We start from the raw sequence: 15,028 nt of genomic DNA, 5'->3' as shown, positions 1-15,028 counted from the left end.
CCGGCAAGATCCGGACAACAGCCTCCCTCAGGAAGGACGGCTGGAAGACGCCTGACTTGCTTTTCGGGACGTGGTTCATTATCATAAAAATCATGCAGAAGCATTCCAACGCCTTATCTAAGGGATGTTCTCCATAATTTTTGGACCTCAACCGGGGTCTTGTGAAATCAGGTGATCATACACATGGAACAACAGGAACGTATTCTTGTTATAGAAGATGAAGACAGCATCGCCCGCATCCTGGAGCTCGAGCTGGAGCACGAAGGCTACACCGCCGGACGAGCCGAAGACGGACGCAAGGGGCTGGAGATGGCCATGTCCGGCGAATGGGATTTGCTGCTGCTGGATGTCATGCTGCCCGAGCTCAACGGGATCGAGGTGCTGCGCCGTTTGCGCAATGCAGGCAACCCGATACCGATTATCCTCCTCACTGCAAGAGATACTGTGCCAGATAAAGTCAGCGGCTTCGAGCATGGAGCCAATGACTACATCACCAAGCCGTTCGCGATGGAAGAGCTGCTGGCCCGTGTCCGCAACCTGCTGCGGATCTTCCATCAGCAAAACAAGGAAAATGAAGGCGCAGACCTGATCCGCGTCGCCGATCTGTCGATCGAGCTGCGCACGCGCAAGGTTTTCCGCAAGGAACTGGCAATCGATCTGACACCGCGCGAGTTCGAGCTGCTGGTCTTCCTGGCAGAGAACAAGAACCAGGAGAAATCCAGAGAGGAGATCCTCTCCGAGGTATGGGGCTACGATTTTATCGGCGAGACCAATCTGGTCGATGTCTATATCCGGTACCTGCGTCAGAAGATTGACAAGGGCTTCCGTTACAAGCTCATCCATACCGTTCGCGGAGTGGGGTATGTGCTGAAGGAGCCCGAATGATGACGCTTCGCAGGAGATTTACATTATTCACTATCTTTTGGTTAATTTTCATCCTTATTTTATTCAACATTTTCGTCTATTTCTTCGTCATAAAGATAACGACCCGCAGCGAGCAGACCGTCCTCGACAATAAGGTCAATCTGATGCTGGAGAACAAGCGCATGCAGGAGCCGGGCAACCTGGACGACCCCGACCTGCTCACCGAGTTCTACAACGTCAATGAGATGATCCGGATCATCACTCCCAATGGTCAGGTCATCAATCAGATCGGCTCTGACGAGGAGCTGCTCACGCTGCCGACGGATTATCGCCTGACTCATAATACGGGGATCAATTCCTATGCCGGTAAACGCGTGCTGTACCAGAAGGAGCCGATCTATGACGAGATGAAGGTCGTGGCGATGCTGGAGATCGTCCGCAAGCTCAATGTGCTGGACAGCTACCTGCAGATACTGGTCGCGGCTCTGGCCGTCACGAGCATGGGGGCTGTGCTGTTCGCCATCTTCGGTACATTCTGGTTCACCTCGCGGCTGACGGCCCCGATCCAGCATATGGTCCAGACGATGCGTGAGATCGACAGGAGCGGCAAGCTCAGGCAGATCGACCTTGGCGGCAGGGAAGAGTCTGCGGAGCTGCAGCAGCTGGTTCGCGCATTCAACCAGATGATCGACCGGCTGGACCGCACCTTCGAGAAGCAGAAGCGCTTCGTCGCTGACGCTTCTCACGAGCTCAAGACGCCGCTGACGGTCATTAGCAGCTACGCCAATATGCTCAAGCGCTGGGGGCGCGATGACGAGAAGGTGCGCGACGAGGCGGTGCTGGCGATCTCCAATGAAGCGATCCGGCTGCAGAACCTGACCAAGTCGATGCTGATGCTGGCCGAAGCGGAACAGGAAGACTGGCTCAAGCTGGAGCGCTTCGACATCGTCAAGATGATCGATGAGCTGGCCCGGATGATGCATACGACATTCCACCGGACGATCCGTGTACATGCAGAGCCGGTCGGGGGCATGATGTATGCCGACAAGGACAAGATCAGGCAGCTGCTGGTCATCTTGCTCGACAACGCGATCAAATACAGCAAGGAGTCGATCGATATCCATATCGCGACGACCAAGAATGCGATCCGGATCGACGTCGAAGACAAAGGCATCGGCATCCCGGAGCAGGAGATTCCTCACCTGTTTGAACGTTTCTACCGCGTCGACGGAGCACGAGCACGCACGACGGGCGGCGTCGGGCTTGGCCTATCGATTGCCAAACGGATCGTCGAGCTGCACGACGGCATGATCGATGTGTTCAGCAAACCGAACCAAGGTACGGCGATTGCGCTTCAGTTCCCCAAAAAAACCATTGACCGGGCCTAGCAGCCGGTCAATGGCAGGGGGAAGGCTGAGACAATCAGCCATATACTATATCCGGTCTTCAACACCGAGAAGGTTGATCAAAAGCGAACCTTAACGAATGACGCGGCGGGCGGTGACGTAGTTTTTCTTCCAGTGGCTGGAGTTCAGGCTGGAGTAACGAACGCCGCCGGCGCCGTACGTATGAAGGATCCTGCTGGCGCCTGCATAGACGGCGACGTGTCCGATGCGCTTGCTGCCGACTTTAAAGAAGACCAGATCGCCTTTCTTCAGGTTGCTTTTGCTGACAAAGGACCCCTTTTGGGCCTGAGCAGCAGACGTTCGAGGCAGCGAGATGCCGTTTTTCTTGAAAATATATTGAGTGAATGAGGAGCAGTCGAAGGCATAGGTTACGCCTGCCGGTGCGCCGAAACGATATTTGACTCCTAAGTACTTATTGCCGGTACTGATAACCCGGTCTGCCTTTGTCGAGGCTTGAGCCGTATTCGTCTGGCCGAGGCCGAAGGCGGTGAAGCTGATGGTTGCGCACAGTGTAACACTGATGACTCGTTTGATAAGTGTTCTGGTTGTCTGCACTGCATGATCCCTCCGTTATGAAAGTGTTGGCTTGATATCATGGTGTTCGATAGGCATTCGCCCATCCACCATGTCCTGTCAAAAACTATAACAGATATCATCTTTCCTAAAACTTAACAAAGAGAGATGAGCCCTAGTCCTGCGTACGTTCGGGCAGGGTTTATTAGATATGCATGAGAATTTTCTAATCTGCGGGAAGGGGTGTTTCAATTATGAAATATCGGGTTGCGGCCGTACAATACCATCTGCAGGACATCACGGTTTGGGACGAGTTTGCCGAGCAAGTGACCCATTACGTGAAGAATGCAACGGAATATGGGGTTCAGTTTCTGCTGTTCCCTGAATTTATGACTACACAGCTCCTCTCGATTGGCGATGAGCACGGCAGGCCGCTGCCGATCACGGGTCTGCCGGCTTTTACATCCGCTTACGAAGCGCTGTTCCGCAAGCTGGCGTCTGCGTACAATCTTTACATTGCTGCAGGGACGCATATCATCGAGGTGGGAGGGAAACTGCGGAATACCGCGCACCTTTTCCATCCGGATGGTCGTATCGACCGCCAGTCGAAGCTGCATCTAACTCCTACGGAAGTGGAGGAATGGCAGATGTCGCCAGGTGAGGGGCTTGAAGTGTTCGATACGCCTTTTGGGACGATCGCTCTGCTCACCTGTTATGACATCGAATTCCCTGAGATTGTCAGAATGGCCAGAGCCAAAGGGGCAGATGTCATCTTCTGTCCATCCTGCACCGATGATCGGCATGGATTCTATCGTGTCCGGTACTGCTGTCATGCCAGGGCCGTCGAAAACCAGGTCTACATCGTGACGACCGGTACGGTCGGCGCCTTGCGTCGTGTAGACTTCATGCGGGCCAATGTCGGGCAGGCTGCGATCATCACGCCCAATGATATTCCGTTTCCGCCGGCCGGCATAATGGCCCAGGGCGAATTGAACAATGATATGCTAGTAGTGGCTGATCTCGACCTGGCACTGCTCGAGGACGTCCGCAAAAGCGGGTCTGTGACAACATGGCGGGATCGCAGAACCGACCTCTATACGGATTTTAATTGACCTTGCTGCGAGCTGGCCAGACTTACAAGAGACAGGAGGCAAGTGACTGATGCACAAGGAACTGCTGCTTTTCAATGAAGGACGTTCACTGCCGGTCACGATTCGCAACTATGGCATGGAGGACACCGAGCAAATGATCGATATCCAGCGCCGCAGCTTTCCGCCGCCATTTCCCGAGGAGTTGTGGTGGAAGCCGGAGCAGCTGCAGGAGCATGTGTCCCGCTTCCCGGAGGGAGCGCTCTGTGCGGAGGTGGACGGCGTGCTGATCGGCTCTATGACCGGTCTGCTCGTGTCAGATCGGGCACTGGAAGGTTCGCACGCCTGGGCGGCAATCACTGACAACGGTTATATCCGCACGCATGATCCGGCCGGCAAGACGCTGTACGTCGTCGATATTTGTGTCGACCCGGGGTATAGAGGCGCCGGGATCGGCCATTGGCTCATGCAGTCGTTGTATGAAACCACGGTTCACCTGGGATTGGACAGGTTGCTGGGAGGGGGGCGGATGCCGGGGTATCACAAGTATGCAGGCGAGATGAGCGCAGAGCAGTATCTTGAGCAGGTGAAGACTGGCAAGCTGCGCGATCCGGTCATCAGTTTCCTGTTGCGTTGCGGACGTCTTCCGGTCGGAGTCGCTGCAGACTATCTTGAAGATGAGGAATCCTGCAATTACGCTGCGTTGATGGAATGGCGCAATCCCTTTAAACATGCTACATAATGCACTTGATTAGCCTGATTAATTATTAATGACGATAAATAATTTGAGGAGGCAGACACCGCTATGGAGTTTTATCGAATTCAATTCATTGAGGACCCGAGATTTACCCAGATGTACAAGCTGATGCAGGAGGTGTTTCCTCCGGAAGAGGTGCTGGCCTTCGATCTGTGGAAAGAACCGCTGCTCGATGAGAGCATCCATGTTTATGTTGCCATCGCAGACGACAACGTTGTAGGGGCTACGGAATACCGCTATTATGCCGACTTTCGAGTGGCGATGACCGACTTTACGATCGTCGGCCAGCCCGGTCTTGGCGTCGGGCGTTTCCTGATGAAGCAGCGTGAGCGAGACATCCGGCGTCTCGCGGAAGCATCGGGTACCGAACCGATCGGCATGTTCGCCGAAATCTATGACCCGTATCAGACGATGCATGATTTCGGCGGCGTGACGCCGATGAATCCGTATGTACGGCGCGAGGTGCTGTCTCATATCGGATACCGCCGTCTGGACTTCCCTTACGTTCATCCTTCCTGGGATCATGAAGGCCAAGCGGTCAGCGGTCTGGATCTGTGCTTCCTGTCCGCAGACGACGGACTGAGCGAATTGCCTTCATCGCTGATTCATGCGTTCCTCTCCCGTTATTACAGCGCGCTGCCTAACAAGCCTGAGGCCTGGCAGACGATGATGGACGATCTGACGCAGCAGCCGTCAGTGAAGCTCCTTCCATTGTAGGGGGACGGCAGTGACCAGATTGACATTTCTCGGCACCTCCGATGCGATGGGGGTGCCGCGCATCTATTGTGAGTGCAGCGTATGCCAGGAGGCCAGGTCGACCGGTTTGAACCGGCGGCTCAGATCATCGGTACTGGTGGAGGATGAGGCGATTGGCAGAACAGTCATCGACTGCGGACCGGATTGGGGAAGACAGATGGCTGCCGCCGGGCTCCGGGGTATGGACCGTCTGCTGTTGACGCATGCGCATTTTGACCACTGCGGCGGGCTGCCGGAGTGGGCGGACGCCTGTCGTTGGACCGGGATCAGAGGTGAGGCTTATGCACCTACAGTCGTAATCGACGAGGTGCTGCAGCGATTCCCCTGGCTGGATAGGCAGATCGACTTCCATAGAATCGACGGCGGGTTGACGATGGGTGGCTGGGAGATCGCCGCCTGGCGGGTGAATCACGGCAAGAACGGCTATGCTTACGCCTTCCGGTTCGATCACCGCTCCAGCGGCTACGCCTGGGCTTACTGTCCGGATGCGATCGCACTCTCAGCTGAGGAGCTTGCGCCGCTGCAGCAGTTGGATCTGATGGTGCTGGGCACAAGCTTCTTCCAGGAGCCCTATCCTTTCGATACCCGGTCGGTCTACGATGTCATGGAAGGGCTGGAGCTGGTCAGGCAGCTGCGCCCCGAGAGAACAGTATTCACTCATCTGTCCCACGACATCGATCTTGCAGTTCGGGCACAGGAGCTGCCAGGTGATTGCTGCTTTGCTGCCACAGGCATGCAGATCGAGCTTGGCAAGCGTAGCGCTCCGCAATCGCGATCGTGAGCAGATATCCAGGGATTCCCAAGCCATAGCTTATGCTTACATTCACCTGACCACTAGGCTTGACCTTGACCCTGGGTCAGGGTTTAGGCTGAGGTAGAAAGGGAGGATGTGACGATGAATCATCATAAAACGATCTATCGGTCGCAGGCTGAGCAATATGAGGAGCTGGTGTCCAGACAACCGGATCTGGATCTGGAGTTGGCGGAGATTCGTCCTGCCGACGGGCTGGATGTGGTGGATCTGGGGGCAGGTACGGGCCGTCTGAGCCGGTATCTGGCCTCCGGGTCGGCGAGTTACATTGCTACCGATCTGTCGCAGTCGATGCTGGACGTGCTGGCAGCCAAAGCGGCTGCCGGGGGCTACGGTCAGCGTATCAGGACGGTGGTGGCTGACCACCGAGAGCTGCCCCTGCCGGATGCATCAGCCGATCTGGTCGTCTCCGGCTGGAGTATCGGCTACATCGCCAGCAGCAAGGAGCCGTCGTGGGAGGCGGGCCTTGAGACTGTCATGGCGCAGCTGCGGCGGATCCTGCGCCCCGACGGCACTGTAGTGATCCTGGAGACGCTTGGAACGGGGGTTGACGAACCGGTACGGCTGGACTTTTTGGCACCCTATTTCGAGCGACTAGAGCGCCGATACGGTTTTGCGCACCGGACGGTGCGGATGGATTATCCGTTCCCAAGTGTGGAGGAGGCAGCCCGAGTATGCGGCTTTTTCTTCGGGGACTGGTTGGCTGAGCGGATATGCAGCCGCGGCTGGTCGGTCGTCCCTGAGCATTGCGGCATTTGGTGGAAGCACGACTTTGGGCAGTTGGGGTAGAGATGGTTGAAGTGGATGAAATCGGCTCCGGAGCTGCAAGTCTAATTTCTAGGTCTGCAGCGATCTGAAGGATGAGTTTCGGTGCTGCAAGTCTAATTTCTAGATCTACAGCCGAGTGGATGACTATTTTTAGAAACTATAGATCTAATTTTTAGATCTCCAATTGGGTTAGTGGCGAATTTTGGAGTCGCAAGTCTATTTTTTAGATCTAAACCTGGGTAAATGTCGGTTTATAGAGCTGTAAGTATAAGTTTTATAATTGGCTGGCGATTTCGCCGATTTCGCCACAGTAGCGGTAGAAAAGGTCGCTGAAATTTTCCAAAAAAACCAAGCTCGCTGCCGGAGCTTGGTTTTTTGGGTACTCTATCAGCCCTCGCCGAGAGTACTCCCACTTCTTCAAATGGAGCCGCCAACAATAGGCGCAAAGTAATCCCAAACGCGGCTGCAAAGCACACGAATGGGATAGAGGGGCCCACTGGTAACCAGTCCGTCAACGTGTCAACTCCCCGGAGGTTAAGCATCCTGCGAACGTCAGGTTGAAACCTCCGAAACCCACACTTCAGTCGAAGCGCCCCCTTTGGCAAGTGGTGGGAGTATTCATAAATCCGTTCCCTGCTCATCAGGCTCCGCTTCTTGCGGTGACTCCTCTTGCATGCGGAAGGACAGCCACCGCGACACCGTCACTGCGCTCTGGTGCGAGGCGTGCCGGACGGAGAAACTGGCCATCGCGCTGCCTGAAGCCAGCGCCAATGTGAGATGCGCCAGCGAACGCCTCCGTTGGAAATAGCTCTGGGAGACTCGATGCCACTGCACACGCCGTCTGGGGATCAGCCCCTGATGTTTATTAAATCCTCCGTACTGAATCGAGATCTGCTCACCTTCCAGCGACCAGGCGGCCTGCTGGAAGGACATGACACACCACAGACAAGCAACGACAGGAACAATCAGCGAAAACCAGCCATAGGGCTCCGGTATCCAGACGATAGCCGGTACGCAGAGCAAGAGGGTGATCGTCACCGGCAGCAGAAGGTAGTGTCTGAGCGCCTTGCGCTCCAGATGCTCCCAAGCGGCAGGGACGGTGAACTGCGGCGCGAACTCCTCCAGGAACCCTTGCAGCTCTCGCTTGCGAATGAAAGGGAAGAGCAGCGCAGACTGCCCCTCTTTGCCGGCATAGCCCGCCGTTACGATGTGTATGGTCACCCACCCGAAGGGACGCCGCAATAGCGGTTCGATCAGATGCACAGCCTGGATCCGACGCAGCGGCACCGTGATCTGGTTGCGTTCAAGCAGTCCGCGTTCGATGACCAGCCTGTCGCCTTGCAGCTTCAGAGTGAATCGATATTCCTTGATGAAGGAGCCGATGAAAGCAAGCAGCCAGGCGAATGCCAGCAGCAATATGACGATGAGAACGACCCACTGCGAGTCGTACCACTGCGAGACGAAGCCCCATACATCAAATGTCGCCTCCAGCCAGTTGCTGAGCTGCGAAAAAGCTGCAACGGCTACCGCGGACGACGCCGATCTTGCCCGAGGTAGCGCTGTACATCGCCAGATCTGCGATGCTTAGTCTGCGCGTTGCGAGCGTGCGGGAGGTATGGGCTGCCGCTTCAGTCCCGGCGGCCGGCGAGCTTGCCGTGCTTGCAGCATTTGAGCTGTCATCCGGCACTGTGTTCACTGTGCTGCTGCGTTCTTCATCGGTCATGCCCAGACCGCGGCTGATGCGCAGCCCCTCCCCAGCAGAGATTCCGTTCAACACCGCTTCGGGCTTCTTGCCGCCTGCCGTCTCCACCTGCAGTTTCTTCAAACCGAATAATCGGTGCAGTACGCCAGCAGACGTATCCACGGACTGGACCCGCTCGCGGCCGATCCAGAGCTTCTTCCTGACGAAGACGCCATGCTCCACACGCAGGCCGCCCGGCTCGATGGCGTAAGTGTACCGCAGCCAGGTGAGCCAACTGATGAGCACCAGCAGAACCAGGAATAGCGCCACCCCGCCGAACAGCCAGAGATAATTGACATTTTCGCGCAAGATCGTGGTCAGGAAGAACACAATCAAGGGATAGAGCAGATCTTTGATCGTCTTCCCGATAAAAAATATGACCGACAGCGGATGCAGACGTTGCATGTCATCAGATTTCTTCATCAGATAACCTCGCCAGGTTTGCGATTTGCCGCCGCACCCGCTCCGCGGATGCTTCGCTCAGCGCCGGGATCTCATGGCTGCCGGCGGCGGTAGAGAAGGTGACCGTGGCAAGCCCGTATTTCCGCAGGATCGGTCCTTGATTGGTGTCCACATGCTGCACGCGGATCATCGGGATCAGCGTCCGGTGACGGATGATGATGCCATATTGCAGCTGGATTTCCTCCTCCAGGATCTCGTAACGCCATTGTCTGTACTTGAGCTTGGGCCAGATGAAGATCTCCAGCGTCGATTGGACCAGAGCCAGGAGCGTCACCGTGATGGCGATCCACACCGGCCAATTGAAGCGCACACTCAGGAAAATAACAACGGCAACGATTGCAGCATAGAACGCAGCGGATATCCATCCCGAGAGTGTCCATGCCTTGAGCGCGCTGGCATCGATTCGTCTTTGCGGTTCGTTGTACATCTAATATTCCTTCCTTCCTGGTGACAGTCTGCAACTCGTCAGTTCTCCTACTATAGCATATTCGCACATGGGCTGACACGACGCCTTGCGTTGCACGAGCGTCAAGACGAATGGCTATAACATACGTTTCACAACGGCCGTCGTTTCATCCAAACAGTCAGCGTTGCAGCGATAAGGGCTGCAGTTGACTTTCCCGGTCGTCTGACCTAAAATAGAAGCATCAAGCCACAAAGGGGAAATTTTGATGCGGGTAGCTGTTCTTAACTCCTAATGGAATAAGAGTCGGTAAGTGATTGCTCCCAATCGTCTTGTCTGGACTAGGCAGGTCTGATTGCGTGTGTATGCTTGCGATGACTCATCCAAGAGTTAAGAACATGAAGATACCGCCTGTGCGTTCCCGGCAGCGGATCACCGTGCTCTTCAGCACGGTGATTTGTTTTTCGGCCGGATCTGACAGGGACGGGACGTTCATCGTTCTGTCCCTGTTTTTTTGTGCGTTTACACCTGCACACATCAAAAACCCCCTTGGAGGCTGAGCAAATATGATGCAACCAAACATACAAGACCAAACCTTTTTGAAACTGGAATATAACACGGTACTGGAGCTGCTCGCTGCAGAGGCAGTATCGCCTGCGGGAGGAGAGCGTGCGAGAGCACTACGCCCATCCTCGGACATCAGACGGGTACGAGCGCTGCTCGAGGAAACGGAAGAGGCCTGCCGGCTGGTGAACAGCGGTGCGAGTGTGCCATTGTCAGCTATGGAAGGGATCGATGCTGTGCTGACCCTCCTGGGCAAAGGAGTGATCTATGCCAAACAGGAGATGGAACAACTGTCCGCCTGGCTGCAAGCGATCAGGCAGATGAAGCGGTATATGTCCGCCAAAACTTCGCTGGTGCCGCGGATCAGCAGCTATGCCGAATCGATGGAGGAGTGCGCTGCACTCCGCGAAGCGCTGGAGCGCAGCATCCGATACGGTGAGATCACAGATGAAGCAAGTCCCGAGCTAGGCCGGATCCGCCGGCAGCTGCGAACGGTCGAGGAACAGATCAGGAAGCGGATCGATCAGGCGATGCATAAGCACCGCGACGCCCTGCAGGAGACTGTCGTGAGCCAGCGCGGCGGCCGGTATGTATTGGCCGTGAAGCGTGGCGCGCGCAAACAGGTGAAAGGAACGGTGCTGGACGAATCAGCGAGCGGACAGACGCTGTTCGTGGAACCGCAGGAGGTGGCTGCCGCCCAGGCAGAGCGGGATGCCTGGCGTGCGGAGGAGGCTCGCGAGGAGACGCGAGTACTGGCTCAGCTCTCTGCATTGGCGGAAGAGCATAAACGCGAGCTGGAGCAAAATGCGGATGCAATGGCAGCCTTCGATTTCATATTTGCCCGCGGCAAGCTGGCTGCGCTGCAGCAAGGACAGGTCGTTAAAGTGACAGAGCAGCCGACCATCCGTCTGCGCGCGGCACGTCATCCGCTGCTTGGGACCAAGGCAGTGCCGCTAGATGTGGACCTGGAGGGGGATATGCGGCAGCTGATCATCACCGGTCCCAACACCGGCGGCAAGACGATCGCGCTGAAGACGATCGGGCTGACAGTGCTGATGGTTCAGTCCGGACTGCTGGTCCCGGCCGACCCGCAGAGCGAGCTGGGGATCTTCGATACGGTCTTCGCCGATGTGGGCGACGGTCAGAGTCTCTCGCAGTCGCTGAGCACCTTCTCGGCGCATATCTCAGCTGTGGCTGACATGCTCGGCAGGGCCGGCAGCGGTTCTCTTGTGCTGCTCGACGAGCTCGCGGCGGGCACCGATCCGGCAGAAGGGATCGCGCTGTCGATCGGCATCCTGGAGGAGCTGCTGGAGCGGCGGACACTCGTGGTGGCGACGACCCACTTTAATGAGATCAAGACCTACGCGTCCGTTACGAGCGGTTGCTGCAATGCGAGAATGGCCTTTGACCCGGTTACGCTGCAGCCCTTGTACCGCCTGGAGATGGGAGCGGCAGGGGACAGCCATGCCTTCGCCATCGCCAGCCGTTATGGACTGCCGGCGCGCGTGCTTGAACGAGCCGGTAAGCGGCTCGCGAGCGGCGCAGGGTCCGGATCGGCCTTCTCTGAGACAACGGATCTCAAAGATCATAAGCAGCCGGCGCCTCCGGCCGATGACGTCGGCGCCGGGACTCGCATATCCCGGCGCGATCCTGCGCCGGAGCTGCCGCTGCTGCAAAAGGGAGACAGTGTGTGGGTACACCCGCTGGCCAGCACCGGAATCGTCTTTCGCGGGCCGGATGAGCGGGGGGAGGTGATCGTCCAGGTGAAGGGAAACAGGCATACGTTCAACCATAAACGGCTTACGCTGCAGATCCCGGCTGCCGAGCTGTATCCAGAGGAGTACGACATGTCGATCGTCTTCGATTCGAAAGCGACAAGGAAGCTGAGACATCAAATGCAGCGGAAGCATGTCGATGGAACGTCGATCATAACGCCGGACGAGGACTAACAGGAGCCAACGCTTACTATTTATGAAGAGGGCATAGCTGGCTGCGGATCGCTGGACTGGATGACGAGCAGCCAGCCGCCCCCGACCTCGATCTCGCCTTGCTTCCCATGGAGCCGGTTGCTGATGCCCAGCGTCGTCCCCATCGTAAGTGTGGCATCTGACAGCGGATACTCAAAGCCGCTGAGATGGATGCCCGACACCTCGGGTGTCAATGGCAGCAGGGAGACATAGCTCTGATCGCCTGCCTCGATGCTGGCATAGCCCGTTACAAGCCGGATCGTCTGGTATTCATCGGCGATGCTAGCCTCGATGTCCGCCTGGTGGGCTTGCACGAGCAGATGCAGATTGGCCAGCGTGTGGTCTAGTCTGCCGCCGAGCGCGCCGACGAGCAGGATCTCGGTTGGCGCCAGCTCGATCGCCCGGAGAAATGCCAGCTCGGTATCCGTATGATCCTTATCGACAGGATCCACGGCTACCGTCTGGTGACTCCCTTCGCGGATGTAGAGAAATTCGGTGTCGCTGACAGAGTCAAAATCTCCAATCGCCAGATTCGGCCTGTAATTGTTGCGCACCAGGAACAGGGCTCCGCTATCGGCGCCGATCAGATAGTCATCTTGTCTCAGCAGCTTGAGCGCCCAGTAACCCAGCTCGCCACCGGTAAAGATAACCGCACGTCGATTCAGGGACACACATTTCATCCTCTCTTATAATAGAAATTATTATTGCGCAGCACTTGTATAAGCCATGATTCAAGTATACTGGCTGTGCGGGCGCATGACCAGTCAGACCGCTCCTGACCCCAGTTCAATGCTTGCACTGTCAGTGACTTATAACTACAATATGAAATGACAGGATTGGACAGGCATGCGCCAATGTCTACTATGGCGTGCGGCCTGCATGCAGGGAAGCGGGGCATTTATCAGTATGGATTTGGATATTTTTAGCTGGTTCAGCATTATTGGCACGATCGCATTTGCAATCAGCGGTGCGTTCGTCGCGATGGAAGAGGAATATGACATCCTCGGTGTCTTCGTGCTTGGCTATGTCACCGCTTTCGGTGGCGGCGTCGTCCGCAACCTGCTGATCGGTGTTCCGATCACCAGTCTGTGGAACCAGGGGCTGTTTCTCAAGACAGCCATTATCGCAATGACGTTGTTTTTTATTATGCCGGCCAAATGGATCCTGCGATGGAAGCGCGGGGAAGTATTCTTCGATGCGATCGGGCTCTCCGCATTTGCTATACAGGGGGCGCTGGCCGCAGTCAGCATGGGCGTACCGCTCAGCGCTGTGATGGTGGCAGCCATGCTCACAGGAATCGGCGGCGGTATGATCCGCGATCTGCTGGCCGGACGCAAACCGCTGGTGCTGAGAGAAGAGATCTATGCGGTGTGGGCGATGCTGGGCGGGCTCGGCATCGGTCTGGGATGGTTTGAGACACCGGTGCAGCTGCTGGTGCTGTTTGTATTTATTATTACGATGCGTATGTTGTCGGTATACTACAAGTGGAAGCTGCCGAAGCGGTCGCTAAGGCTGGAGGCGGGTTCTGCCGAGCCGCAGCGCCCGGCAATACGACGCAGCAAGAAGGAGAAAAACTAATGATCGACGTATTGTTCGTATGCCTCGGCAATATCTGCCGTTCACCGATGGCGGAGGCGGTATTCCGCGAGAAGGTCAAGCAAGCGGGACTGGAGAAGGAGATTGCCGCTGACTCCGCAGGCACGGGGGACTGGCATCTGGGCAAACCTCCCCATATCGGCACACAGTCCCTGCTGAAACAGCATGGAATTGGCTGGGAGGGGATGCTCGCCAGACAGTTCAGGGAGTCGGATTACAATGATTACGATTATATCGTCTGTATGGATAATCGCAATAAATCCGACATCGCCCAGTGGCTGCCTGCCGGTGATCCGCCCAGCCGCCCGGTCGTGCTGACTTTCATGGAACTGCTGCCCGAGCGGGGCGTACCGGATGTACCGGATCCGTATTATAGCGGCAACTTCGAAGAAGTATACGAGATGGTGGAAGCAGGCTGCGTCCGGCTGGTCGAACGGATCAAGTCAGAGCTTGGCCGTTGAACCAGGCCAGCGCGGCCGGGACCTCCTGCTGCCAGAAGCCCCAGACATGCTTGCCGTCCTTCTCGTGATAGACGAGCTCGGCGCCTTTGTCCGCCAGCAGCTTCTTCATGGAACGATTCAGGGTGACGAAGTCGTAGATGCCGCGGTCGGTCTCGTATGCATCCTCCTGCAGGCCAACCAGCATATAAACGCTCATTCCGTCCAGTGCTCCCGGCGCCAAAGCCGAAACGATGCTGCGTGATGCCGGATAGTAGGCGCCTGAGAGCGAGAGCAAGTATTTGAACTTGCCGGGGTTGCTGATGGCGATATGCAAGCTTGCAGTGGCGCCGAGCGAGTCGCCGGCCAGCAGGATCTGATCGGCCTCGGAGCGCACGGCATATTTGGAAGCGATATAGGGCATCATCTCCTCCACGAAGAAACGTACATACGCATCATGACGTTCGCCGTCCGGAGCATACTCCTCGGTGCGAACCGACTTGTCCACGTCGACGCCGACGATGACGAGCGGCTCCAGCTCGCCGTCCAGGATCATCGTATGAGCCTGGGTAGCAATCCGGCCAAAATTAAAAAAGTCTTCGCCGTCTTGGCAGTAGATGACCGGATAGCTGAGGATTTCATTGTAGCCCGGAGGCAAATAAAGCCTTAGGCCGCGCTCTCCTTCGGGAAGGTGTGAGGACGTCACCGAATCTTTGATGATGGTGCGTTTGATTTGTTCGCTCATCTTATCTTACAATCTCCTTTTCTTAATGAATGGTTTGCATGGGCGATGGGTAAACAATAGGGAGGAAACATGCGCCATTCGTGAATTTTTTCTGAAGTTGTACCAATCTGTTATACATGTTTTCATAAGCTGTATTATAAACATTGCTAT

At 56.3% G+C, this 15,028-nt stretch carries 16 protein-coding genes; 10 read left to right on the top strand and 6 right to left on the bottom strand.

Annotated features, from left to right (window positions below; genetic code table 11):
* The first annotated feature begins 183 nt into the window (after positions 1-183).
* Both ABC336_RS00385 and ABC336_RS00380 read left to right on the top strand, forming a co-directional pair.
* On the top strand, positions 184-885 hold the full coding sequence (locus ABC336_RS00385) for a response regulator transcription factor (RefSeq protein ID WP_413236766.1): 702 nt from the start codon (positions 184-186) through the stop codon (positions 883-885).
* Positions 882-2,252 (top strand): HAMP domain-containing sensor histidine kinase, encoded by a 1,371-nt coding sequence (locus ABC336_RS00380; RefSeq protein WP_413236765.1) that lies wholly within the window; start codon positions 882-884, stop codon positions 2,250-2,252. The genes ABC336_RS00385 and ABC336_RS00380 overlap by 4 nt, the downstream gene beginning before the upstream one ends.
* A 90-nt stretch (positions 2,253-2,342) precedes the next feature.
* Here ABC336_RS00380 and ABC336_RS00375 read toward each other — a convergent pair whose 3' ends face one another.
* Positions 2,343-2,825, bottom strand: coding sequence for a C40 family peptidase (locus ABC336_RS00375; protein WP_413236764.1), 483 nt, complete (start codon positions 2,823-2,825; stop codon positions 2,343-2,345).
* A 212-nt stretch (positions 2,826-3,037) separates the two neighbouring features.
* On the opposite strand from ABC336_RS00375, the gene ABC336_RS00370 reads away from it, so the two are divergent.
* From ABC336_RS00370 to ABC336_RS00350, 5 genes are all read left to right on the top strand, one after another.
* A complete protein-coding gene (locus ABC336_RS00370) occupies positions 3,038-3,895 on the top strand; it encodes a carbon-nitrogen hydrolase family protein (protein ID WP_413236763.1) in 858 nt (285 codons plus the stop codon).
* Positions 3,896-3,944: 49 nt separating this feature from the next.
* Positions 3,945-4,613: a GNAT family N-acetyltransferase gene (locus ABC336_RS00365; protein WP_413236762.1), complete on the top strand. Its 669-nt coding sequence runs from the start codon at positions 3,945-3,947 to the stop codon at positions 4,611-4,613.
* Between the two features lie 63 nt (positions 4,614-4,676).
* Positions 4,677-5,345, top strand: coding sequence for a GNAT family N-acetyltransferase (locus ABC336_RS00360; protein WP_413236761.1), 669 nt, complete (start codon positions 4,677-4,679; stop codon positions 5,343-5,345).
* Between the two features lie 10 nt (positions 5,346-5,355).
* A complete protein-coding gene (locus ABC336_RS00355) occupies positions 5,356-6,165 on the top strand; it encodes an MBL fold metallo-hydrolase (RefSeq protein WP_413236760.1) in 810 nt (269 codons plus the stop codon).
* A gap of 114 nt (positions 6,166-6,279) precedes the next feature.
* The gene (locus tag ABC336_RS00350) at positions 6,280-6,984 is read left to right on the top strand and encodes a class I SAM-dependent methyltransferase (protein WP_413236759.1); all 705 of its coding nucleotides are present in this window, start codon (positions 6,280-6,282) and stop codon (positions 6,982-6,984) included.
* 597 nt (positions 6,985-7,581) lie between these two features.
* Here ABC336_RS00350 and ABC336_RS00345 read toward each other — a convergent pair.
* Genes ABC336_RS00345 through ABC336_RS00335 form a run of 3 tightly spaced genes read right to left on the bottom strand, consistent with a single transcriptional unit; the run spans position 7,582 to position 9,593 of the window.
* Entirely contained in the window at positions 7,582-8,379 is a 798-nt protein-coding gene (locus ABC336_RS00345) for a PH domain-containing protein (RefSeq protein WP_413236758.1), read from the bottom strand.
* Positions 8,380-8,437: 58 nt separating this feature from the next.
* Positions 8,438-9,127 carry a PH domain-containing protein gene (locus ABC336_RS00340; RefSeq protein WP_413236757.1) on the bottom strand — a complete coding sequence of 230 codons (690 nt, stop codon included), beginning with the start codon at positions 9,125-9,127 and terminating at the stop codon, positions 8,438-8,440.
* A complete protein-coding gene (locus ABC336_RS00335; protein ID WP_413236756.1) occupies positions 9,114-9,593 on the bottom strand; it encodes a PH domain-containing protein in 480 nt (159 codons plus the stop codon). The genes ABC336_RS00340 and ABC336_RS00335 overlap by 14 nt, the downstream gene beginning before the upstream one ends.
* A 542-nt stretch (positions 9,594-10,135) precedes the next feature.
* Between ABC336_RS00335 and ABC336_RS00330 the strand changes: the two genes are divergently transcribed.
* On the top strand, positions 10,136-12,082 hold the full coding sequence (locus tag ABC336_RS00330; RefSeq protein WP_413236755.1) for an endonuclease MutS2: 1,947 nt from the start codon (positions 10,136-10,138) through the stop codon (positions 12,080-12,082).
* 20 nt (positions 12,083-12,102) lie between these two features.
* On the opposite strand, the gene ABC336_RS00325 is transcribed toward ABC336_RS00330, so the two are convergent.
* The gene (locus tag ABC336_RS00325) at positions 12,103-12,771 is read right to left on the bottom strand and encodes a thiamine diphosphokinase (protein ID WP_413236754.1); all 669 of its coding nucleotides are present in this window, start codon (positions 12,769-12,771) and stop codon (positions 12,103-12,105) included.
* A 235-nt stretch (positions 12,772-13,006) separates the two neighbouring features.
* On the opposite strand from ABC336_RS00325, the gene ABC336_RS00320 reads away from it, so the two are divergent.
* Together ABC336_RS00320 and ABC336_RS00315 are read left to right on the top strand one after the other, a co-directional pair.
* Positions 13,007-13,678 (top strand): trimeric intracellular cation channel family protein, encoded by a 672-nt coding sequence (locus ABC336_RS00320; RefSeq protein WP_413242402.1) that lies wholly within the window; start codon positions 13,007-13,009, stop codon positions 13,676-13,678.
* Entirely contained in the window at positions 13,678-14,157 is a 480-nt protein-coding gene (locus ABC336_RS00315; RefSeq protein ID WP_413236753.1) for a low molecular weight protein-tyrosine-phosphatase, read from the top strand. The genes ABC336_RS00320 and ABC336_RS00315 overlap by 1 nt, the downstream gene beginning before the upstream one ends.
* Here ABC336_RS00315 and ABC336_RS00310 read toward each other — a convergent pair.
* On the bottom strand, positions 14,135-14,878 hold the full coding sequence (locus tag ABC336_RS00310; protein WP_413236752.1) for an alpha/beta hydrolase: 744 nt from the start codon (positions 14,876-14,878) through the stop codon (positions 14,135-14,137). The two genes, ABC336_RS00315 and ABC336_RS00310, sit on opposite strands and share 23 nt — an antisense overlap.
* Positions 14,879-15,028 lie beyond the last annotated feature (150 nt).

Source organism: Paenibacillus jepli, assembly GCF_047238105.1.
Classification (GTDB): Bacteria; Bacillota; Bacilli; order Paenibacillales; family Paenibacillaceae; genus Paenibacillus_D.
The sequence above is the reverse complement of the archived record's forward strand: the minus strand, read 5'-3'. Positions and strand labels throughout refer to the sequence as shown.